Genomic DNA, 22,300 nt, shown 5'->3' on the forward strand with positions numbered 1-22,300 from the left:
CTTTCTTACGCAATTCGGCACCTAATTGCGATCCGAGATCATCGCAAGTAGGTGCCGAATTGCGTGAGAAAGCCAGGGTCAGGAGGTGGCGGTCCGGACGGACGGGACCGACGGCACCCAGATGCGTTCGAGCGCCGCGGCGCGGGCCTTGCGGCGGAGTCCGGCGAAGCTGTGCTTGGCGGGAACGAGGAGCGCGCTCAGCCACGTGCGCCGGTATTCGGCGAGGGCGTCGGCCACGGGACGATGGAGGACACAGTGCACCAGGCCCGGCGTTCCGAGCCGGTGCCTTCCGGTGTGCTTACCGTCTGCCATCGTTCCTCCGTGTGGGCTACCTTCGCCGCGCACGGTACGCAATCAAGCTCCCGAAGCGCGGTAACCGCCCGGCGTGTCACCCATAAAGGTTGAGTCTCGCGTCACTATGAACTTGCCTTTTGTCTCCGTCTGTGCCGGATGTGCGCATCCCGTGACCCTGCGCGGTCGGTCCTGGTCGCGCCACTAGGGTGATCGGCATGCTGCGTGTGGGCCTGACCGGCGGGATCGGCGCCGGAAAATCGACGGTGGCGAACCGGCTTTCCGAGCACGGCGCCGTCCTCATCGACTCCGACAAGATCGCCAGGGAGGTCGTCGAGCCGGGAACACCGGGGCTCGCCGAACTCGTCGAGGCGTTCGGGAAAGACATCCTCGCCGCCGATGGCTCGCTGGACCGGGCCGCGCTCGCCGCCAAGGCATTCGCCGGCGAAGAGTCCCGCAAGCGGCTGAACTCCATCGTCCATCCGAGGGTCGGCGCCAGGACGGCGGAGCTGATGGCGGCCGCGGCATCGGACGCGATCATCGTCCACGACATCCCGCTGCTGGTCGAAGGCGGGCTCGCGCCGATGTACCACCTCGTCGTCATGGTCGACGCGCCCGAGGAGGTCCGGGTCCGCCGCCTCGTCGAAGCGCGCGGAATGGCCGAGAACGACGCGCGCGCCAGGATCAAGGCGCAGGCCACGACCGATCAGCGCCGGGCGGTGGCCGACGTCTGGTTCGACAACAGCGGAGCGCCCGACATCGTGCTCGCCGAGGTCGACGCGCTGTGGGCGGACAGGCTGACCCCGTTCGAGGCGAACGTCCGGCTCCGCAAGCCACGTGCGCCGATGTCGCCGAAGATCGCGCCGTACGACGAGACCTGGCCCGTGCAGGCCGAGCGGGCGCTCGCGCGGATCCGCGTGGTGGTGGGTGACAACGCCGTGCGGGTCGATCACATCGGTTCGACCTCCGTGCCGGGGCTGCCCGCCAAGGACATCCTCGACCTCCAGCTGACGGTGTCCACTTTGGACAAGGCCGAGGAACTGGCCGACGCGCTCTCCGACGCTGGATTCCCGCGGGCGGAAGGGGAGTGGTTCGACGACGCGCACGGCGAAGAGGGCACCTGGCCGAAGCGGTTCCACTTCGGTGGCGACCCCCGTCGCCCGGTCAATCTGCACGTCCGCTCGCAGGAGACACCGGCCTGGCGGCTCGCGCTGCTGTTCCCGGAATGGCTGCGGCGGAACCCGGACGAGCGCGACGCCTACGCGGCGGTCAAGAACGCCATGGCCGCGAAGCACTCCGGCGACGGGACGGTCGAGCGTTACACCGACGAGAAGCAGGGCTGGGTCGACGCGGCCTTCACCCGGGCCGGCGCTTGGGCGGACTCGACCGGCTGGACCCCGTAGGCCTCAGCCGCCGGCAGTCCCCGCGCTATCCTGCACCCCGAGCTTGGCACTTTGCGATCCGGGCGCCACGGTGACCCGCCGTCCTCGGGAGACGGTCACAGCGAGTCCTGCCACCGGATCCAGCTGGTCATACCCGGAATTCTCGCAGGCCGGGCCACGCCGCGGCCCACGTTTCGGTGTGGCCGGTGACCAGCCAGATCGGCATCCCCCGGCTCACGTTGCGGACGCAGGCCGCGTTGTCCACGCGGGAGACGATCCGGGCGTCGGTGAACGAACGCAGCAGCCGGGCCGGATCCGGCCCGACGAACAGGACGCTGTCCGCGGTCTCGGGCGGACGACCGAAGTACCAGAAGCCCCGGCTGGGGCTGTACACGGCGGGAAGCCCGTAGTCGGCGCCGTACCGGTCCAGCGCTCCGGCCTGCCAGTACCCGGCCGTGACGAGCGTGGTGCGCTCCCGCTGTTCCGGCGGGAGCCGGTGGTAGGCGTCCGCGACGGAACGGGCGAGGTCCGGCCAGCCGATCTCCTCCAGCGCGTACGCCGGGCGTGGGACGTCCCGGCCTTCCGCGAGCCAGGCGGACGGCCACACCGGCAGCGCGTACGGGAGCGTGTACAGCGCGGAAAGCAGGAACACCGGCCAGGTCGGGATCCAGCGGAACCACCAGGACGGCCGCAACTGTCCGAAGTGGACCGCAGCGCCCGCCCAGAGGACGCCGAACATGCCCGCCGCGTAGTAGTAGCGGCCGTTCGACAGGATGAACAGCGCGATCACGCCGACCGCGGTCCAGCCGAGGAACCGGTATTCGCGCAGCCTGGCCGAGAACAGCAGGACCCCGAGTCCGTAAAGGACACCGACGACACCGATGCCGAGCCCGGCGCCGGTCAGCAGTGCGGGCAGGAACCCCGCGCGGCCGCTCCAGCCGCCGGTGGTCTCGTGCGCGATGACGTCACCCATCTCCAGCTGCGGCCAGCCGTTCGCGGCCTGCCACCAGAGCGTCGGCACCATCGAGAGGGCGGCGATTCCCGCGCCGAGCCAGAGTTTGGGCCTGCGCAGGAGATCCCGCGGCCCGAAGACCAGGATCGCGACCCCGGCGGCGACCCAGAACGTCGCGATCAGGAGCTTGACGTTCAGCGCGACGGCGGTCGCCACGCCCAGCCACAGCAGCAGAGTGTCGTCGCGGGTCCGCATCCACCGCACGAGCAGCCAAGCGATGAGCGTCCACAGCGCCGGGTCGATCGTCGAAGTGGCCAGGTAGTGCCCGCTTCCGAGGAACTGCCCGCAGATCGCGTACGCGGCGGCGGCGCGGGTCTGCGCCCGGCGGTCCCCGCCCATCTCGTAGGCGATGAGCCCGGTGAACACGACTCCGGCGGCCGTCGCGAGGACCGCGGGAAGACGGAAGACGAAGACGTTGCCTGGCGCGAGCGTGTCCATCGCCAGCGCCAAGGCCGGGAGCACCGGCGGCTGGTCCGCGTAACCCCAGGCCAGCCGCTTGCCGGCGGAGAGGAAGTACAGTTCGTCGCCGAAGTAGCCGTATCGCCACGCCGTCGCCATGAGCACCGCCGCGGCCGCGGCGGCGAGGAGCCCCACCGGCAGCCGGGCGAACGCCGCACTGGACACGGTCGGTGTTTCGGCCGCGCGGGCGGCTTCCATCCATTCCTCGCAGATCCCTCGGGTGCCGGTCCTCCCGCACCTTACGTGCCACCGGCGTGGCGCGTCGGTCGTGAGAGGACCGGTGCGGCTCAGAAGCCCCAGTCCGCGAGTTTCGGCCACACCGTGTCCCAACTCCCGTTCCGGCCGGTGGCCAGCCAGATCTTCATGCCCTGGCTCACGTTCTGGATCCCGGCCCCGTTGTCGAGCGCGCCGACCTCGCGGACCTGCGTGAAGTACGGCACAAGCCCTGAAGGGTCGTTCCCGACGAAGAGGACGTCCCGTGCCGATTCCGGCGGTCTCGGCAGCGTCACGTAACCGCGGTTGGGGCTCGACGGCGACGGAAGCCCGAGCTCCGGTCCATAGTGGTCGATGGCACCGGCCTGCCAGTACTTCGCCGTGACGACACCGGTCCGGGCCGGATCGGGAACGGTCCGGTACACCCGCGCCACCGACTCCGTGATCTCCCGCCAGCCGACCTCTTCGACGGCGAAGACCGGCCGCGCCCACATCGGGGCGCTCGCCAGGTCCGCCCGCGGGAGGATCGGAAGCGCCTGGGGGATCGCGATCACCGCGGCCACGAGGTACGCCGGCCAGGTGGCGATCCAGCGCCAGTACTTCGACGCCTGGCCTGCCTCGATCTCCACCGCCGCCGCGGCGAACAGCGGGGCGAACATCCCGGCCGCGTAGTAGTAGCGCCCGTTCGCCAGCAGGAACAGGGCGAGGATGCCGAGCGCGGTCCAGCCGAGGAACCGGTACGGCCGCAGGCTTTCGGACCGCAGCAGGCGCCACAGTCCGTAGCAGACCAGGATCGCTCCCACCGGTACTCCGGCGCTCAGCACCAGCGTCGGGACGAAGGTGACCCGCCCGCCCCAGCCTTCCGAGACCTCCTGGGAGATCGCCACGCCCATGGTCAGTTGCGGCCATCCGTTCGCCGCCTGCCAGACGAGGGTGGGCGCGATCATCGCGGTGGCGATCACCGCGCCGAGCCACAGCGCCGGACGGCGGACGAGGTCACGCGGTCCGAACGCCACCGCGGCGGCCAGTACGACGACCCAGAAGCCCCCGACGAGGAACTTCGTGTTCAGGGCGACCCCGGTCACCACACCGGCCCAGACCAGGAGCTTGTCCGTCCGGGTCCGCACCCAGCGGACGAGCAGCCAGAGCAGCAGCGTCCACAGGAACGGGTCGATCGTGCTGGTCGCCAGGTAGTGCCCGCTGCCGAGCATCTGGATGGACACCGCGAACGTCGCCGCCGCGATGGTCTGCGCTTTGCGGCCGCCGCCCAGTTCCCTGGCGATGAGCGCGGTCAGCACGACGCCCGCCACCATCGCCAGCATCGCCGGGATCCGCAGGACGAACGGTGAATCGGCGCCGAACGCGTCCATCAGGCTGGCCAGCAGCGGCAACAGCGGTGGCTGGTCGGCATACCCCCAGTCCAGATGCCGACCGGCCGCCAGGAAGTACAACTCGTCGCCGAAATAGCCGTAGCGACCGGCCGTCGCCGCGAGGACCGCCCCCATCGCTCCGGCGATCACCAGCACCGGTGTCCTGGCGAACGACGCGACCTCCGCGTGTTGCCGTCCACCGGACCGTTCCCGGAGTCCCTCGGCCTCCAAGACCACGGGTATCCGCCCCCTCTCGATCGGTTACGCCCTTGATCGAGAGTCCCGCGGCGCCGCCCCTCCGGGGATCCATCGGCCGGTCAGGATCGGCTCACCCAAGGGATGAGCCAGGATCAACCGATCGATGGATGCGGAGGATCAGTGCCGTCGCCAGCCGAGTGTGATGTCCTTTGTGGACAGCCAGCCGCGCAGGTCGTGGCCGTGCGTGGCCAGTCCGTCGACCGTCGTGTGGCTGACGCCGAGCGCGCGTTCGGCGTCGGCGGGGGAGAGCAGCCCGGCGGTGACCGCGGCGAGGAGTTCGTCGGTGTCGATCACCTGGACGGATTTCTTGTCCCGCAGGACGAGGTCGAGATAGAGGTCGGTGGCCACCCAGACGCCGTCCTCGCGGCGGATGTCGACGACGTCGAGGTAGAAGTCCTGATCGCGTTCGTGGCCCGGAGTGAACCAGAAGTCGGTGATCCGCAGGCCGAGATCCGGCAGCAGCCAGGACTCGATGTAGTGGAACTGGGTCCGCCCCGGCGTCGGCCGCGCCATGTAGAGGCCGAAGGGTTCTTCGCGATATTCCTCGACGTCCCTCACGATGCCTTTGGGATCCGTGTTGGTCTTCGCGGCCGGGTCGAAGTACTCGACCTTGGGCGGATGCAGCGCGGTCATCCGCCCATCTTGGAAGGCGGCGCCGCCCGCGGCCACCGCCCAACCGGGTGGACGATCACGGTTCGCGGGTTTCGGAGGAACGGCGGCGCCCGTCCGGATAAGGTGCGCTGGTTCCGCCAGTGGGGTGAGTGGGGAGTCGACGTATGTTCGGGATCATCAGGCCGTGCCGCCACCGGCTTTCCGCGGGTCTGCACGCGGACTGGCTCGCCCATCTCTGCGGCCTTTGCCTGGCGTTGCGGGACGAACACGGACATCTCGCCCGAATGGTGACGAACTACGACGGACTGATCATCTCGGCGCTCGTCGAAGCGCAGTCGCCGCGTGCGGAAGGCCGTCGTGACGCCGGCCCTTGCCCGCTTCGGGCGATGAAGGGGACTTCGGTCGCGAAGGGCGGTGGTGCCCAGCTGGCGGCGGCGGTCTCCCTCGTGCTGGCCTCGGCCAAGATCAGCGACCACGTCGAGGACCGCGACGGCGCCTTCGCGCGGCGTTCCGTCGCACTCGCCGCGAGGCGGGTCGCGACGCGCTGGGCGGATCAGGGAAGCCGTACGGGGATCCGGGTCGGCTTCGACACGACGGTCCTGACCGAGGCCGTCGACCGGCAGGCCGAGATCGAAAACGCCGTCCGCCTCGGTGATTCGGCCGTCCTCGCCACCGAACCCGCCGAACTGGCGACGGCGGCCGCGTTCGCGCACACCGCCGTCCTGGCGGGCCGCCCCGGGAACGCGGCGCCGCTGGCCGAGGCCGGCCGCCTGTTCGGCAGGGCCGCGCATCTGCTCGACGCCGTCGAAGACCTCGCGGAGGACGAGGCCGCCGGCGCGTGGAACCCGCTGACGGTCACCGGGACCGGGCTCGCCGAGGCTCGGCGGCTGTGCGACGACGCCGTGCTCGGTGTCGAACTCGCCCTTCGCGAGGTGAAGTTCGACCAGCCCAAGCTGGTGCACGCGCTGCTGGTCCACGAACTGCGGCAGGCGGTGCGGCGCGCCTTCGGCCACGGCCACGGCCCGCAGCAACCGCCGCCGGGCTGGATCGGACCCGGACCTCAGCCGCAACAGCATCCCCACCAGCCTTATCCGCCCCAGCAGTACCGGCAGGGCGGTCACCAGCCGCCGCCTCCGCCGGCGGGCGCTCCCGGTGGCGGAGGTCCACCGCAGGAGCCGCCGAAGAAGAAGGGCAGGCACCGCGGCGACGGCGGACCGGTCGACGGTCAGGGCGGTGGCTGCTGGGTCCCGAAGTTCCGGGTCCCGCCGAAGCCGAGGAACTTCTTCTTCGGCTGCGCCGTGGCGACCTACATGTGCTGTTCGTGCCAGTTCTGCTGCCGCGATCCCTTCCCCGGCCCGTGGAGCGGCAAGCCCAACAGCAGCTGTGACTGCGACTGTGACTGCTGTTCCTGCTGTGACTGTTCCTGCTGATCCGACCAGGCGAAACGGAAACTGTCGGACCCAGCGCTTACTCTGGTGGACGTGGCTTTCGCAACCGAACACCCCGTGCTCGCCCAGTCGGACTTCCGCCCCGTCACGGACATCCCCCGGACAGGCGGCCGGTTCGAGGTGGTCAGCGAGTACAAACCCGCCGGTGACCAGCCGGCGGCCATCGACGAGCTCGAGCGCAGGATCAACGCGGGCGAGAAGGACGTCGTGCTGCTCGGCGCCACGGGTACCGGCAAGTCGGCGACGACGGCCTGGCTGATCGAGCGCGTCCAGCGTCCGACGCTGGTGATGGCGCCGAACAAGACGCTCGCCGCGCAGCTGGCGAACGAGCTGAGGGAGCTGTTCCCGCACAACGCGGTCGAATACTTCGTCAGTTACTACGACTACTACCAGCCCGAGGCGTACATCGCGCAGACGGACACCTACATCGAGAAGGACTCGTCGATCAACGACGACGTCGAGCGGCTGCGGCACTCGGCGACGATGAACCTGCTGTCCCGCCGCGACGTCATCGTGGTCGCGAGCGTCTCGTGCATCTACGGTCTCGGCACGCCGCAGTCGTACCTCGACCGGTCGACGAAACTGAAGGTCGGCGAGCAGCTCGACCGGGACGTCTTCCTTCGCGCGCTGGTGGACGTGCAGTACACCCGCAACGACATCGCCTTCGCGCGCGGCACCTTCCGCGCCCGAGGGGACACGGTCGAGATCATCCCGGCGTACGAGGAGCTGGCGATCCGCGTCGAGTTCTTCGGCGACGAGATCGAGAAGCTGTACTACCTGCACCCGCTCACCGGAGACATCGTCAAAGAGGTCGACGAGGTCCGCATCTTCCCGGCCACCCACTACGTGGCGGGCCCGGAGCGGATGGAGAAGGCCATCGGCGGCATCGAGGCCGAGCTCGAGGAGCGGCTGGCGGAGCTGGAGAAGCAGGGCAAACTGCTCGAGGCCCAGCGGCTGCGGATGCGCACCGCGTACGACATCGAGATGATGCGCCAGGTCGGGTTCTGTTCCGGTATCGAGAACTACTCGCGCCATATCGACGGCCGCGGCGCCGGCACCGCGCCCGCGACCCTCATCGACTACTTCCCGGAAGACTTCCTGCTGGTCATCGACGAGTCGCACCAGACCGTCCCGCAGATCGGCGGCATGTTCGAAGGCGACATGTCGCGGAAGCGGAACCTGGTCGACTTCGGGTTCCGGCTGCCCAGCGCGGTCGACAACCGGCCGCTGACCTGGGAGGAGTTCACCGACCGGATCGGACAGACGGTGTACCTGTCGGCGACGCCGGGGCCGTACGAGATGGGGCAGGCGGGCGGCGAGTTCGTCGAACAGGTCATCCGGCCCACCGGCCTGGTCGACCCGAAGGTGGTCGTGAAGCCCACCGAGGGCCAGATCGACGACCTGGTGCACGAGATCCGCGAACGGGCCGAGAAGGACGAGCGCGTCCTGGTCACCACGCTCACCAAGAAGATGGCCGAGGACCTCACCGACTACCTGCTGGAGCTGGGCATCCGGGTGCGGTACCTGCACTCCGAGGTGGACACGCTGCGCCGGGTCGAGCTGCTGCGGCAGCTGCGCGCGGGCGATTACGACGTGCTGGTCGGCATCAACCTGCTCCGTGAGGGTCTCGACCTGCCCGAGGTCTCGCTGGTCGCGATCCTCGACGCCGACAAGGAGGGCTTCCTCCGCAGTGGCACGTCGCTGATCCAGACGATCGGCCGCGCCGCCCGGAACGTGTCGGGCGAGGTGCACATGTACGCGGACAAGATCACCGACTCGATGCAGCACGCCATCGACGAGACCGATCGCCGCCGCGCCAAGCAGGTCGCCTACAACAAGGAGCGGGGTGTCGACCCGCAGCCCCTGCGGAAGAAGATCGCCGACATCCTGGACCGCGTCTACAGCGAGGCGGAGGACACGGAATCCGTCGCCGTCGGCGGCTCGGGCCGGAACTCCTCGCGCGGCAAGAAGCCCGAGCAGGGCGACCGTGTGCGCAGTTCCGGGATGCTCGCGGACAAGGACGTCGCCGGGATGCCGCGCGCCGAACTGGCGGATCTCATCCAGCAGATGACCGACCAGATGATGCAGGCCGCGCGCGACCTGCAGTTCGAGCTGGCCGCCCGGCTGCGGGACGAGGTCGCGGACCTCAAGAAGGAACTCCGGGGCATGGACGCCGCCGGCATCAAGTAGCCGCATGGCCTCGTGGGCGGCAAGGGCGGCTCTCACCGTCCTTGCCACTCACGAGGTCCAGCACCGGCGATGTCACGTGACTGACCGGACGACACACGTGATCCGGCGGACGACACGCGTGACTGGATGGACGACACGACCGCGGCCGGGTTCGGCCACGAGTCGTCCGTCTGATCACGCGTGTCGTCCGTGCAATCACGCGTGTCGTCCACCGGATCACGACGGCGGGTCAGAGGCGACGGCGGTCCAGCATGGTCAGGTCGGCGTCGAAGTCCGGGAACCCGGCGGGCACCGAACGCGTGCTGACGCCCGGAGAGACCGGAGGCAGACCGGCCCACCGCCGCACGGTGTTCGTCGCTTCGGCGGCCTGGGCCGCGGGAAGCTGCGAGATCCGGGCGCCGTGGTTCCCGCCCGGCACCGTGTAGCTGTAGGAGTCCTTCGTGCCGAAGCCGAGCTTGAACGGCTCGGCACTCCACGGGTCGTTCTCGCCGTTGACGAACATCAGCCGCTTCCCCTGGGATTTCACCCAGAAGTCGATGTCGGGCATCGCCAGATGGTCGAACCGCGGGATGTCGACCGACTTCGGCACGAACGTCCGCGACACGTTGGAGCCGGGATAGCGCAGCAGATCCCGCAGATAGCCTTCGTAGGACTCGGGGGCGCCGAGCTGGTAGGACGCCTGGAAGTAGTACGGGACGTAAACCTCGAGGTTCTGGTCGGAGTAGGTGTTGAGGCTCTCGACGCGTTCGAACCAGGCGTAGACCTCCGCCGCCGGAGCGCCCGCCTTCGGGATTGTCGCGCAGTCCGATTGCCGTTGGTACTGCCAGAAGGCGAAGTACGAGTCGATCACGGAGATCTCCAGCGACACGTCCGCCGAGCCGACGGTCTTGAACGTGTAGCCGTTCTTGGCCGCGTCGGCGGCGGCGAGCGCCGCGAACTCGGACCGCCGGGTCAGCACGTCACGCTGGATCGCCTTCAGCGCCGACCGGCAGGCCGGATCGTCGCCGACGTTCGCCAGGAAGCGGTTGTAGCGGTCGTGCGCGTTGATGACGTCGTTGGGCGCGACGTACGGGATCGTCGCGTCGACGTCTTCCGGGAAAAACCTACGGAAGTAGGTCGCCGTCATGCCGCCCTTGCTGCCGCCCGTCGCGAGCCACTTGCCCGGATAGATCCGCTTGAACGCCTCGACGGCGCGGTGCTGATCGGCGGCGGCCTGCCAGATCGTCAGCTGCTTGCCCCAGTCCGGACGGTCCGGCCGGGAGGGGGTGAAGAACCGGTACTCCATGGACAGCTGGTTGCCGTCGACGATCTGGGTCGGCTCCGAGCGGTTGGGTGATTGCGAGACGTTGTACCCGCTCGTGTACACCACGGTCGGCGACCGGAATTCCTTGTGCAGCAAGGTGAACCGCTGCTGGAAGGTGCCGCGGTCCGGCCTGCGGTGGTCGACCGGCTGAGTGTAGGCGAGTTTGAAGAACCGGTACCCGGTCGGCGCCGGATTCTCCGAGACGACGGTCAGCCCGGGTATCCGCCCGAGCGCGTCCTCGATGTCCCCGGGTGCCGCCTGCGCGGCCGGGGTCAGCCCGGCCAGTGCGAGAACGGTTGTCGCCAGAACCGACCACGCGGCCGTGAGCTTCCGCATCCATGCCCTCCCCATCGGGACCTGTTGAGCGGTCGGATACTCACAGAGTCCCCGCCGGTGGGCAATCGCCTATCCGGTCGAGCCGCGCAGGACCCTCTCGACGTAGGCCTTGATGGCGGCGATGGCTTCGGGGGAGCTCCACAGGTCGAGGACGTGGGCGTCGTCGCCGGTGCGGTGCTCGGCGATGCGCTCGTGGAACGGCCGGTGCAGTTGTGCCTTCGTGTGCGCGTACGCGGCCGCCGGGATCTCGGCGAGCTTCCTGGCCACCTCCACCGCCCGCTCGACGACGTTCCCGGGCGCGGTCACCTCGTTCACCAGGCCGAGCCGGAGCGCGTCCGCGGGCAGGTGGGTTTCGCCGAGGAACGCGAGTTCGGCGAGGACGTCGGCACCGAACCCGGACCGCAGGATCTCCAGCGCCGCCAACGGGAACGGCACGCCGACGAGCAGTTCGGTGATCCCGATCCGGCCGGGTCCGTCGGCGAGGACACGGCGGTCGCAGGCGGCGGCCAGTACCGCCCCGCCGGCGATCGCGTGCCCGTTGACGGCCGCGACCACCGGCCCGGGGAAACCGAAGACCGAGAGGAACGCGTCCGACAGCGCGGGCAGGAAGTCCTCGAGATAGTCCGCGCCGCCGTCGTGTACTCGTCGCAGGTCGACACCCGCCGAGAAGATGCCGCCGGTTCCGGTCAGCACGACGCCGCGATGGCCGCCGAGCTGGACGTCTTCGAGCCGGACGATCAGTTCCTGGCAGAACTCGGTGTCGAGGGTGTTCGCCTTGCCGTGCTGCAGGGTGACGACGGCGATCCCGCCTTCGTCGTCCACGCGGATCGAAGAGGTGGCCATGGCCCGACCGTACCCGAGCCCGCGAGGATCTACAGTGGACCGCTAGTCCCTCAGCCGCACGGTGACCGTCGGGCTGAAGGACCGCTTGCGGTTCCAGCCGGTCTCGGCGCCGATGCTGAGCTGGATGGCGCGGTCGGCGGGCGCCCAGTAGCCGGTGCGCACGAAGTAGGCGTCCATCGAACACAGCCTGGCGCAGGACTTGCGGTTGCAGATCGTCTCCCAGCCCCACTGCCTGCCGCTCTCCTCGACGCCGTTGCGCCGGACGAAGAGATGCGGATTTCCGATTTCGCGGCAGTAGGCGCTGCCTTCGGAGATGTAGAGGACCCCGTCGATCTTGTAGAACCGATTGTTGTCGAGAAGTGTCACCTGGCCCGAGACGGCGAATCCGACCCGGCCGCCCTTGCCCGCGCTCATGGTCCAATCAAGAGAGAATTCTTGGACCGGAGTCTCGACTGACTGGGTCATGGTGACATCCCCGCTTTCCGCTCGCGTCGGCACCTTTCCACTGAAGATAAGGATTTCCCGGAGCTCTCCGAAGATGAATGCGAGGTTTTCACCCAATGGGTCGATGATCGGAAAATCGATGTTCTCATGCGCATGAAACACCGGTTACCGGCGCTAATGGGTGAAGGTCACCACGGCCAGTGAAAACCGGGGCCCACCAGGGAAGAGGTTTTCGTCTTCCCGGTGGACCCCGGTGCTTTTCCGGTACGGAAACGCTCTCAGCTGGTGATGTCCTTCGTCGCGAACCGGCGGCCGGCCAGAAGGAAGAAGACCGTGCCGTACAAGGCCGCGGACAGCATGCCGTTGGCCATGTTGGTCCAGTCGATGTCGGTCGAGATCAGGTCCATCCACGAGAACGCGAAATGTGTCGGCAGGTAGTCGCGCAACCCCTCCAACGCGGTGATCTGGTCGAGGATCTGCGAGACGATCGCGACGATCACCGCGCCGCCGACCGCGCCCAGCGGGGCGTCGGTGGCGACCGAGAGCAGCATCGCCAGACCGGCCACCCACGCCAGCTGCAGGATGATGTAGATCGTCGCGAGACCCATGGCGACGAGACTGTCGCCGAACGACACCGCGTCCCCGGTCGGGCTGATCGCGTCGCCCGCGCCGTACCAGATGACGCCGACCACCAGGGAAACCAGCGGCAACAGGATCAGCGCGACCGCGGACAGGATGCCGGAGACGATCGCCTTCTGCCGCAGCACCCGATGCCGGGGGACCGGCATCGCGAGCAGGTACTTCAGGCTCGACCACGACGCCTCGCTCGCGATCGTGTCGCCGTAGAACAACGCCACGATCATCGGGAGCAGGAACGTCCCCGAGACGAACAGCGCGAGCACCACGAAGTTCGGCGCGCTCGCGGTGGCGAGGTCGACGAAGCCGCCGCTGCGGCGGTTCGGGTTGGCCTGCCCGATCTCGAACGCGATCACCAGGATGAACGGCAGCAGCGCGACGAACCCCAGCATCAGCTGGGTCCGCCGCCGTTTGAGCTGCCGTTTCAGTTCGACGCCGAGCCGCAGCGTCCGGTCGGCGCGGTACCCCGCCACGGCGCCGTCGGGGCCGACCTCGGTCGGTTCGTGCGACGCGACCTCGGTCAGCTCCAGCAGTGCCGCCGGATCGGTGTGCACGCCGTGATCCGCCCGGGTCACCGGGCCGGAACCATTGGTCTTACTCACCCTTCGAGTCCTCTCCGACCAGCTGCAGGAACGCGTCTTCCAGACGGCGCCGCGGCCCGGCCTGCTCGACCGCCACCCCGGCCCGCACCAGGACGGCGACCGCCTCGGCACGCGCGAGACCGTCGAGATCCGCGTGGACGAGTTCGCCGTCGACGTCGACGCCGGAAACGCCGCCGACCTTCCGCAGCGCTTCGGCCGCTTCGGCGGGCTTGTCGACGCGGAACGTCGCCTCGCCACTGGACGCGGCCAGCTCGCCGACCTCACCCGAGGCGACCAGCATGCCGCGGTGCATCACGACCACGTGCGTACAGGTCTGCTCGACCTCGGCCAGCAGGTGGCTCGAGACCACCACGGTGCGCCCGGTCGCCGCGTAGCGCTGGAGCACCTCGCGCATCTGGTGGATCTGTGGCGGGTCGAGCCCGTTGGTCGGTTCGTCGAGCACCATGAGCTCCGGCAGGCCGAGCATCGCCTGCGCGATCGCGAGCCGTTGCCGCATGCCCTGGCTGTACGTGCGGACCCGCCGGTTCACCGCGTCGCCGAGGCCGGCGATCTCCAGTGCCTCGGCGAAATGCGCCTTGTCCCGCGGGCGGCCCGTGCTCGCCCAGTACAGCTCCAGGTTCTCCTTGCCGGACAGATGCGGCAGGAAGCCGGAACCCTCCACAAAGGACCCGATCCGGGACAGCACCGGCGCGCCGGGCGCGATCAGATGGCCGAACACGCGGATGGTGCCCGCGGTCGGGGTGATGAGCCCCATCAGCATGCGAAGGGTCGTCGTCTTGCCCGCGCCGTTCGGCCCGAGCAGTCCGAGCACCTGACCGGGTTCGACCCGGAACGACAGATCCTTCACCGCGACGAACCCGCCCGCGTAGGCCTTGCGCAGACCTTCGATCACCAGCGGGGTCTTCGCCAGGCTCTCGTCGACGTCGTGGGCACGGCGGCGGCGGAACGCGGCGATCACGGTGATCGCGATCCCCGCCAGCAGCGTTCCGGCGATCCCGAGCAACTGCGCGGTGGGCGCGCCCGCGCCGACCGAGTTACCGGGGACGACCGGCACGCCGAGCCGCCCGCCGTCCGCCAGCCCGATGCGGAACACGGCGGGCTCGACCGGCGTCGCGAACGCCTGGTCCGTCGTGGCGACGACCAGCCGCAGCGTGTGCCCCGCTTCCAAGGGCCGCACGATGCCCGGCAGGGTCACCGTCACCTCGACCGGGCTGCCGTCGGCGGGCAGACCGGAGACCCGGAAGGGGGCGACGGAGTTGGCCGGAAGCGTGCGGACACCTTCCGAGTTGACGTCGTAGAGCTTCGCGAACAGGACGGCTTCCTTCTGCGGAGCCGCGGTGGAGGGGTCGGCCGAGATCTGGAGCCGGACCGTCGACGAACCGGCCGCGATCGTCTGCGCGTCGAGCGGCGGTGTCGCGAACTGCGCGGCCTGCCCCGGCGGGTCCAGACTGAACAGTCCGGACAGACGGGACGAACCCGCCACCGCTCCGTTCAGCCCGGGGATCCCGCTCACCGCGGCGGGATTGCCACCGGCGGGGCGCACGACCGGCTGGGCCGGGCCGGCCAGGGTGAACTGCCGCCGCTCGGTGGCGCCCCCGGTCGCTCCCGGGTACGCCGGGGCGGTCACGGTCCGGACCGAGGGGGCGCCGTTGGCCCGCAGGGTGCCCTGGATGTCGTAGCTGAACCCGGTGCCGGGATCGGTGCCCTGCCCGGTGAGGGAGAACTTGAGGAAGTCGGCGATCTGCGCGCGCAGTTTCTGCCCGGGCTTCCCGCCGTCGTGGCCGCCGGTGTACCAGATCGTGCGGACCTTGCCGCCCGCCGCGGTGATCTGCCGGGCGGTCGCGTCGGACTGGTCCAAGCCGAACAGCGTGTCACTTTCGCCCTGTACCAGCAGGGTCGGCACGGTGATCTGGTCCGTCACGGACGCGGGGGAGACCCGGCGGAGCAGGTCGACCGTCTTCTGGCTCGCCTTCCCCGTGGTGGCGAGCTCGGTGTAGGCCCGGCAGACGTCGGCGGTGAACCGTCCACAAGGGTCGGCCGGGCCGGACGGTGGCCGCTGCCCGTTCTGGCCACCGAGCGGCAGCGACTGCGCCGCGGCACCCGCCGCGCCGGTGCCCTGCGCCGCCCCTGATTCGCTCGTCTCGTCACCCGCTTCGGGCGCGTCGTTGGCGGGGGAGCCGCTCTGCGCCGCGCCGGAACCGGCGGAGAAGAAGATGCCCGCCCACGACTTCTTGAAGACACCGTCCGCGGTGAACGCGCCGGCGGCCGGGGTGGTGGCGTTCGGCGCGGCCGGGGCGGCGGCGTTCGGGAACAGGCCTTGGGCGAGGTCGTTGTAGGTGATCACCGGCGCGATCGCGTCGACCCGCTTGTCGGTCCCGGCGAGCAGCAGCGAAAGCGCGCCACCGTAGGAAGCGCCGGACACGGCAACCTTCGGATCGCCGTTCTCTTTGAGGACCTCGGGACGCGCGGCCAGGCCGTCGATCAGCTTCTTGGCGTCGGCGACCTCGCGGTCAGGGTCGTTCAGCGCGATCTTCCCGGTGCTGCGGCCGAAACCGCGCGCGGACCAGGTCAGCACGACGAAGCCCTTTTCGGCGAGTTCGCGGGCTTCGGTGGAGACACTGTTCTTGTCGCCACCGAAACCGTGCGCGAGCAGAACGGCCGGAGCGGGGGTCTGTTCGGGCAGGTACGTGGTCGTGTCGATCTTCACGACCTCGGACGAGCCCGGGGTTTCGGGCAGGTCGAGCGTCGTGTCCTGGGTTCTGACCGCGGACGGGGCGGGTTCGCTGTTCGTCCACACGACGGCCGCGGCGGCCAGGACCACCACGACCGCGGCGAGCGCGGTGAGCTTCGCGCTTCGCGTGCGAGGGAGCGGGATTCGGGGCACGGAATGACCGTATTTCACCGAAGCTGAGAACCGCTTCCCCGGCACACACAGACCACACAAGGGTGACTGTTAGGCCGCCACCGGAACGGGTACTTCAAGGAGAGAGAACAGGTGGGTGTGACGGGAGTTACGCCATCTTTCTTGGTGACAAGGGCAACCTTAACTGGCGTCATGCGTACAGACAGGTCAAACTGGACCAGCTGTGAGGGGAGTATTCCTTCGCGGCGGTGTCGTCAGCACGGTGGCCTTCGCAGGCCCCCGGCACCGTCGGCCGGCTTCGCACCGGCGGAAGAGACCTCCGGTTAGTTGCTGCTGTGCACTATCCGGAGGGTTGGATACATGTCTGTTCCCCTGTGGCTGTGGATCGCCACGGTCGGTGGCCTGCTCGCGCTCATCGCGCTGGACCTGGTCATCGTCGATCGCAAGCCGCATGAGGTCACCACCGGCGAAGCCGCCCGGTGGGTCGTCTTCTACATCGCCGTGGCCATCGCGTTCGGCGTCGGCGTCTGGGTCTTCGCCGGGCACGACTTCGGTGTCCAGTTCTTCACCGGTTACATCACCGAGTACTCGCTCAGCGTCGACAACCTGTTCATCTTCATGATCATCATGACGTCGTTCAAGGTGCCCGCGATCCACCAGCACCGGGTGCTGCTGATCGGCATCCTGCTCGCGCTCGCCATGCGCAGCGTGTTCATCGCCGTGGGCGCCGCGCTGATCGCGCAGTTCGTCTGGGTCTTCTTCCTCTTCGGCGCCGTCCTCGTCTGGACCGCGGTGAGCATGGTCCGCAACAAGGACGAAGAAGAGGAATACGAGGAGAACGCGCTCACCCGCTGGGTGCGCAAGCTCTTCCCGGTCACCGAAGAGTGGCACGGCCACAAGTCCTTCGTGAAGAAGGACGGCAAGCGCTGGATCACCCCGATGTTCCTGGTGATCGTCGCGATCGGCAGCGCGGACCTGCTGTTCGCCGTCGACTCGATCCCCGCGATCTTCGGTATCACGCAGGAGGCCTTCCTGGTCTTCACCGCCAACGCGTTCGCGCTGATGGGCCTGCGCCAGCTGTACTTCCTGCTCGGCGGCCTGGTCACCAAGCTGGTGTACCTGTCCTACGGCCTCGCGGTGATCCTCGCCTTCATCGGCGCCAAGCTGTTCCTGCACGCGCTGCACGAGTACCACGTCGTCCCGGACTGGCTGGACATCAACAACTGGGTCTCCCTGGGCGTCATCGTGGTGGTCCTGACCGTGACGACGGTGGCCAGCCTCGCGAAGGCGAAGAAGCTGGAAGCCGCTGAGCGGGAATCTTCGATCAGTAGTTAGAACTGCTAAGGATCGGGTACCGTCGGGGCCGTGCGTCCCGTTGACATCGAAGCCCTGACGGTCCCCGGCATCCTCGCGCTGCACGGCGACCTGCTGCTCACCGCGGTGAGCAGGCCTGATCTGAAGTCGAACAGCTACCGCGGAGCCTTGCGCAGGGTCGATCCGGGTGGCGGTGGAGAGAGCGCCTGGACCCACGGGGCCAAGGACTCCGCACCCGCCATCTCGCCGGACGGCCGATGGGTCGCGTTCCTCCGGGCTGGCGAGGCCTCCGGACGCGCGGCCAAACCGCAGGTTCACGTGATGCCCGCGGCCGGCGGCGACGCGAAGCGGATCACCGACCTGCCTCTCGGCGCGGGCGCACCGGTCTGGGCACCCGATTCCCGGCGGATCGCGTTGGTCGCCCGCGTGCCCGAGCCGGGCCGTTACGGCACCGAGAACGCGGACGGTGAAACGCCGGAGCCGGGTGAAGAAGCGCCGCGGCACATCACGAACCTCTTCTACCGCGTCGACGACGTGGGTTTCCTCAACGACCGTCCACAGCGTCTGTTCGTCGTGGACGCGGTAGCCGCGCTGGACGAGGAGTCGCCTGCCGAGCTCACGCCGCTGACCGACGACCGGGTCGACGTCGACGATCCCTCGTGGACGGCCGACGGTGAGCAGGTCCTGTTCACCGGTCCGCGTGACTGGGCCGCCGAGGACACCGTCCGTACGGACGTCTACGCCGTGCCCTCGGGCGGTGGCGAACCCCGGCTTCTGGTCCGGACCCTGGGCACCGCGGCCCGGCCGGTCGTCGCCCCGGACGGTTCGATCCTGTTCTACGGCAACGAATTCCCCGGTCTGGAGGACGTCGCCCGCAACACCGGCCTCTGGCAGGCGCCATGGCCCTCCGGTGACGAGCCCTCGTCCCCGCGCCGGCTGACCGACGTCGAAACGGTGGACTGCGACAACGCGGCCGGCGCTCCGGTCGTCGTCGGCGACGAGGTCCTCGTCGTGGTCAGCACCCGCGGTGCCGCCGAGCTGCGTGCCGTTCCCCTCGACGCCGAACTGGCCGAGCTGAATTCGCTGCGCCACCTGATGGGGGAGCGCACCGCGGTGAAGTCGTTCGCCGTCGACGGCGAACGGATCGTCGCGGTGGTCGGGACACCCGAGAGTTCCGGTGATGTCGTGCTGCTCGCGGACGGGGAGCCGCGCGTACTCACCGACTACTCGAAAGCGTTGCGGGACACCGGGATCCTGCCGCTGGAGGAACTGAACGCGACCGCTCCGGACGGCTACCCGGTCCACGGCTGGGTCGTCCGGCCCGCCGGAGACGGGCCGCATCCCGTGGTCCTGATGGTCCACGGTGGACCGTTCGCGGCGTACGAATGGAAGGTCTTCGACGAGGCGCAGGTGCTCGCCGCCGCGGGTTACGCCGTCGTCCTCGGCAACCCGCGCGGTTCCGCCGGCTACGGCGAAAGCCACGGCCGGAGCATCGTCCGCGGCCTCGGCACCGTGGACGCGGACGACCTGCTGGCACTGCTGGACGAAGCGCTCAAGCTGCCGAATCTGGACGGCGACCGGGTCGGCGTGATGGGCGGCTCGTACGGCGGCTTCATGACCAGCTGGCTCGCCGCGCACCACGGCGGCCGGTTCCGCGCCGCGTGGAGCGAGCGCGCGGTCAACGCCTGGGACTCGTTCGTCGGCAGTTCCGACATCGGCTGGTTCTTCGCCGGGGGTTACGCCGGCGACGACGTCGAAGAGCAGCGCAAGCGCAGTCCGCTGACGTACGCGGGGAAGATCGACATCCCGTTCATGGTCGCGCACTCCGAGCAGGACTGGCGTTGCCCGCTGGAGCAGGCGCAGCGGATGTACGTGGCACTGCGGCAGAACGGCGTCGCGGCCGAATTCCTGCTGTTCCCCGGGGAGGGGCACGAACTCACGCGTTCCGGGCTGCCGCGGCACCGGGTGCAGCGGTTCGACGCCGTACTGGAGTGGTGGGGCCGTCACCTCTGAACCTCGTGAGTGGTGAGGACGGTTCTAACCGTCCTCACCACTCACGAGGGCATGGGCTCAGCTGAGCAGCGTGTAGTTCAGCTCTTCGCACACCCGGCCCAGCGGGACGTCGAGCCCCGGATGGTCCAGCGGGAGCAGCACGTCCGGCGCGACCGGCAGCGAGTTCCCGGCGGGCGGGTCCCACAGCGCGAGCGCGGGGCCGCCGGAGTCCATGGACGACCGGTACCAGACGCCGTCGAGGTCGCCGAAGGCGGCGCGGATGGCGCGAGCCCAGGCCTGGGTGATCTTCTTCGGGCCGCTGGAGATCTCCTGGGAGGCGCCGACCCGGGTCGGCCAGAGACCGGCGAGGTCGAGCAGCCGCAGCGTGCGGGTCGGCCGGACGACGACCAGGCGCGGGCCGCGGGATTTGCGGTCGACCGTCGACGTGGTCTGGAAGACCTCCGCGATACTGGTGCGCACGGTGAGACCGAAGTACAGGACGCCGTTCCCGGGGTCGGTGACCGGGCGACCGCCGCGACCGGGGGTCTGCGGGTCGAACCGGCCGTGCGGGAGCGGGCCGCTGTAGCGGAACGAGTTCCACTGCTGGGGGTGGTTGCCGTGCGCGGTGAAGATCCTGACCAGCCTGGTGCCGGGGTGCACCGTCACCACGTCGTTGGTGCGGTGCAGCTCCTTGACCAGGACAGAGCGTGCGGGCGGCAGGGGGAGCCGGGCCATACCTCGGGAGTCGTCCGTCCTTGTCGGGTGATCTTGCTCGGTGGGGTCAGCCTACGGCCTACCCCCGACTGAAATTTTCCGTCGTCGGGCAAGGATCTCAGAACGGCGAGCCCAGGGTGGCCACCAGTCTCGCGACGTGCTCGGGGTCGCCGCCGGAAAGGAGCCATTGGCGCGGGGTGGCGGGATGATCGTTGATCATCAGATCGGTCTGCGGGGTGCTCATGAACGCGGCGACGACGAGCGCGGGCTGGTCCTCGGGGACGGCGCGCAGCACGACCTCCAGGCCGGGCAGCACCCCGGAACCGGCGAACTGCCAGGCGGGCAGCCGCCAGCCCTGGTCCTTCCAGCCGGTGAGCCTGCCCTCCTTGAGGCGGTGCCGGATCCGGCTGTCGTCCACGCCCAGTGTCTTCGCCGCTTCCAGCACGCTCAGCGCGGAATCGGCGAGTACGGCGTGCGCGGCGACCGTGCGGGCGCGGAAGTCCGGCTCGTCCTCGCCCCGGGGGGAGAGGTCCAGGCCGACGTCGGTGAGCGCGGCCCGCTGGTCCGCCGAGAAATAGTGCGACGGATCGGGGTTCGGTGGGGTCAGTCTCCGCGCCGCGTCCTCGACGAGGTTCAGGAACTCGTTGGCGTCGACCTTCAGGCCCGCCTTGGCGAGAACGTTCTCGAGCGCTATGGACATGCGCCCAGGGTAACGCGTCTGTGCGGGTTCGTGCGGTCTCATCTCGATTTCGTGGGGGAATTCACCAGAGATGAACACAGAGTGCACGGAATCAAACACGCGCAGTAGGCAATGTCGCCACAGTCTGCCCGGATCGGGCGAGCTTGTCCAGGATTCCGGCTTGACACGTGGTAAACAGGAACTTACCTTCCGAAAGGTAAACGATTTCTTCCCACCGCTTCGGAGAACCCGGCTGGTGTGGGGCCGGCTTGGGGGAACAAGGGGGTGGGGCGTTCCTGGGCGGCCGGTGCGAGCCGGTCGCCCAGGCACGTCGTGCACCGGGATCTCCGGGTGTCAGCCGCGTCGTGAGCTCCGGCGCACGATCAGCTTCGCCTGAAGCGTGGTCGTCGTGGCCTTGCGCGTGCTGTCGCCGATCCGGGCGAGCAGCAGCTCGGCGGCGACCCTGCCCACCTCGTTCGCGGGCTGGGCGACCACCGTCAGCGGCGGGTCGATCAGCGTCGTCCACGGCGCGTCGTCGAACGACACGATCCCCACGTCCTGTCCCGATCGCAGACCGCGCGCGGCCAGTGCCTCCAGGACGCCGATCGTCATCGTGCTGTTGCCGACCAGCAGCGCGTCCGGTGGCTCCGGGTCGTCGAGCAGGCTGAGCGCGGCGAGCCTGCCGCCCTCGGCGCGGAACTCCGCCCGCCGGGTGAGCGCGTTCTCCTCGCCGACGGCATCCGTGTAGCCGGCCAGCCGGTCTTCCGCCGTGCGTACCCCGGGCGGTCCGCTGACGCAGGCGACCCGCCGGTACCCGCCGTCGAGAAGGTGCTGGGTGGCGTCGCGAGCGGCGAGCCTGGTGTCGACCAGCACCTGGTCGCCGGTGTTCTTCAGCAGCGGCCGGTCGACGGCGACCACGGGGGTGCCGCGTTCGGTCAGCCGGTCGACGTTGGTGGCCCGGCCGGTGGGGGAGAGCACCACGCCGGCGACCCGTTCCTGAAGCGCGACGTCTATGTAGCGCCGCTCCTTCTCCTCGTTGTCGTCGGCGTTGCACAGCACCACCGAATAGCCCGCGGTCTGCGCGATGTCCTCCACGCCGCGGGCGATCGCGGTGAAGAACGGGTTCTCCACATCGGAGATGATGAGCGCGAGTACCGCGGTCTCCTGACGGCGCAGATTTCTCGCGAGCCCGTTCGGGTGATAACCCAATTCGGCCGCGGCGGCCTGCACCCGTGCCGCGAGCACCGGGTCCACAGTGGACTTGCCGTTGAGTGTTCTCGACACGGTCGCCGTCGAAACCCCGGCCTTCGCCGCCACGTCGTTGATGGTGGCCACCGTG

17 protein-coding genes are annotated in these 22,300 nt (G+C 69.3%); 5 read left to right on the forward strand and 12 right to left on the reverse strand.

Annotated elements, in window-relative coordinates:
• Window positions 1–78: 78 nt before the first annotated feature.
• Complete coding sequence (locus tag CVV72_RS02705) at window positions 79–312, reverse strand: hypothetical protein (RefSeq protein WP_219150882.1); 234 nt, start codon at window positions 310–312, stop codon at window positions 79–81.
• A 197-nt stretch (window positions 313–509) separates the two neighbouring features.
• Between CVV72_RS02705 and coaE the strand changes: the two genes are divergently transcribed.
• Window positions 510–1,694, forward strand: a complete 1,185-nt coding sequence (coaE, locus tag CVV72_RS02710) for a dephospho-CoA kinase (RefSeq protein WP_219150883.1) — start codon at window positions 510–512, stop codon at window positions 1,692–1,694.
• Window positions 1,695–1,821: 127 nt separating this feature from the next.
• Here coaE and CVV72_RS02715 read toward each other — a convergent pair whose 3' ends face one another.
• The 3 genes from CVV72_RS02715 to CVV72_RS02725 all read right to left on the reverse strand — a co-directional run bounded on the left by CVV72_RS02715 (window position 1,822) and on the right by CVV72_RS02725 (window position 5,618).
• Window positions 1,822–3,342: a glycosyltransferase family 39 protein gene (locus tag CVV72_RS02715; protein WP_219150884.1), complete on the reverse strand. Its 1,521-nt coding sequence runs from the start codon at window positions 3,340–3,342 to the stop codon at window positions 1,822–1,824.
• 89 nt (window positions 3,343–3,431) lie between these two features.
• Window positions 3,432–4,964: a glycosyltransferase family 39 protein gene (locus CVV72_RS02720; RefSeq protein WP_219150885.1), complete on the reverse strand. Its 1,533-nt coding sequence runs from the start codon at window positions 4,962–4,964 to the stop codon at window positions 3,432–3,434.
• Between the two features lie 138 nt (window positions 4,965–5,102).
• Entirely contained in the window at window positions 5,103–5,618 is a 516-nt protein-coding gene (locus CVV72_RS02725; protein WP_219150886.1) for a DUF402 domain-containing protein, read from the reverse strand.
• 143 nt (window positions 5,619–5,761) lie between these two features.
• Here CVV72_RS02725 and CVV72_RS02730 point away from each other — a divergent pair, with 143 nt between their 5' ends.
• Window positions 5,762–7,027 (forward strand): DUF5685 family protein, encoded by a 1,266-nt coding sequence (locus CVV72_RS02730; protein WP_219150887.1) that lies wholly within the window; start codon window positions 5,762–5,764, stop codon window positions 7,025–7,027.
• A gap of 51 nt (window positions 7,028–7,078) precedes the next feature.
• Window positions 7,079–9,235: an excinuclease ABC subunit UvrB gene (gene uvrB, locus CVV72_RS02735; RefSeq protein ID WP_304511367.1), complete on the forward strand. Its 2,157-nt coding sequence runs from the start codon at window positions 7,079–7,081 to the stop codon at window positions 9,233–9,235.
• A 229-nt stretch (window positions 9,236–9,464) separates the two neighbouring features.
• Here the strand turns inward: uvrB and CVV72_RS02740 are convergent, their stop codons facing one another.
• The 5 genes from CVV72_RS02740 to CVV72_RS02760 form a co-directional block, all read right to left on the reverse strand.
• Window positions 9,465–10,874: a S28 family serine protease gene (locus CVV72_RS02740; RefSeq protein WP_219150888.1), complete on the reverse strand. Its 1,410-nt coding sequence runs from the start codon at window positions 10,872–10,874 to the stop codon at window positions 9,465–9,467.
• 69 nt (window positions 10,875–10,943) lie between these two features.
• On the reverse strand, window positions 10,944–11,717 hold the full coding sequence (locus CVV72_RS02745) for an enoyl-CoA hydratase/isomerase family protein (protein ID WP_219150889.1): 774 nt from the start codon (window positions 11,715–11,717) through the stop codon (window positions 10,944–10,946).
• A gap of 42 nt (window positions 11,718–11,759) precedes the next feature.
• Complete coding sequence (locus tag CVV72_RS02750; RefSeq protein WP_034316212.1) at window positions 11,760–12,182, reverse strand: hypothetical protein; 423 nt, start codon at window positions 12,180–12,182, stop codon at window positions 11,760–11,762.
• A 257-nt stretch (window positions 12,183–12,439) separates the two neighbouring features.
• Window positions 12,440–13,399, reverse strand: a complete 960-nt coding sequence (locus tag CVV72_RS02755; protein ID WP_219150890.1) for an ABC transporter permease — start codon at window positions 13,397–13,399, stop codon at window positions 12,440–12,442.
• Window positions 13,392–16,301, reverse strand: a complete 2,910-nt coding sequence (locus CVV72_RS02760) for an alpha/beta fold hydrolase (protein WP_219150891.1) — start codon at window positions 16,299–16,301, stop codon at window positions 13,392–13,394. The genes CVV72_RS02755 and CVV72_RS02760 overlap by 8 nt, the downstream gene beginning before the upstream one ends.
• Window positions 16,302–16,622: 321 nt before the next feature.
• Here CVV72_RS02760 and CVV72_RS02765 point away from each other — a divergent pair, with 321 nt between their 5' ends.
• Window positions 16,623–17,597 (forward strand): TerC family protein, encoded by a 975-nt coding sequence (locus CVV72_RS02765; RefSeq protein WP_219150892.1) that lies wholly within the window; start codon window positions 16,623–16,625, stop codon window positions 17,595–17,597.
• A 30-nt stretch (window positions 17,598–17,627) separates the two neighbouring features.
• A complete protein-coding gene (locus CVV72_RS02770; protein WP_219150893.1) occupies window positions 17,628–19,589 on the forward strand; it encodes a S9 family peptidase in 1,962 nt (653 codons plus the stop codon).
• A 57-nt stretch (window positions 19,590–19,646) separates the two neighbouring features.
• Here CVV72_RS02770 and CVV72_RS02775 read toward each other — a convergent pair whose 3' ends face one another.
• The 3 genes from CVV72_RS02775 to CVV72_RS02785 form a co-directional block, all read right to left on the reverse strand.
• Window positions 19,647–20,303, reverse strand: coding sequence for an RES family NAD+ phosphorylase (locus CVV72_RS02775; RefSeq protein ID WP_007028108.1), 657 nt, complete (start codon window positions 20,301–20,303; stop codon window positions 19,647–19,649).
• A gap of 97 nt (window positions 20,304–20,400) precedes the next feature.
• Window positions 20,401–20,982 (reverse strand): DNA-binding protein, encoded by a 582-nt coding sequence (locus CVV72_RS02780; RefSeq protein ID WP_219150894.1) that lies wholly within the window; start codon window positions 20,980–20,982, stop codon window positions 20,401–20,403.
• A gap of 333 nt (window positions 20,983–21,315) precedes the next feature.
• The gene (locus CVV72_RS02785) at window positions 21,316–22,296 is read right to left on the reverse strand and encodes a LacI family DNA-binding transcriptional regulator (RefSeq protein ID WP_219150895.1); all 981 of its coding nucleotides are present in this window, start codon (window positions 22,294–22,296) and stop codon (window positions 21,316–21,318) included.
• Between the last annotated feature and the right edge of the window lie 4 nt (window positions 22,297–22,300).

The sequence above is a fragment of the Amycolatopsis sp. TNS106 genome (assembly GCF_019330265.1).
Classification (GTDB): domain Bacteria; phylum Actinomycetota; class Actinomycetes; order Mycobacteriales; family Pseudonocardiaceae; genus Amycolatopsis; species Amycolatopsis lurida.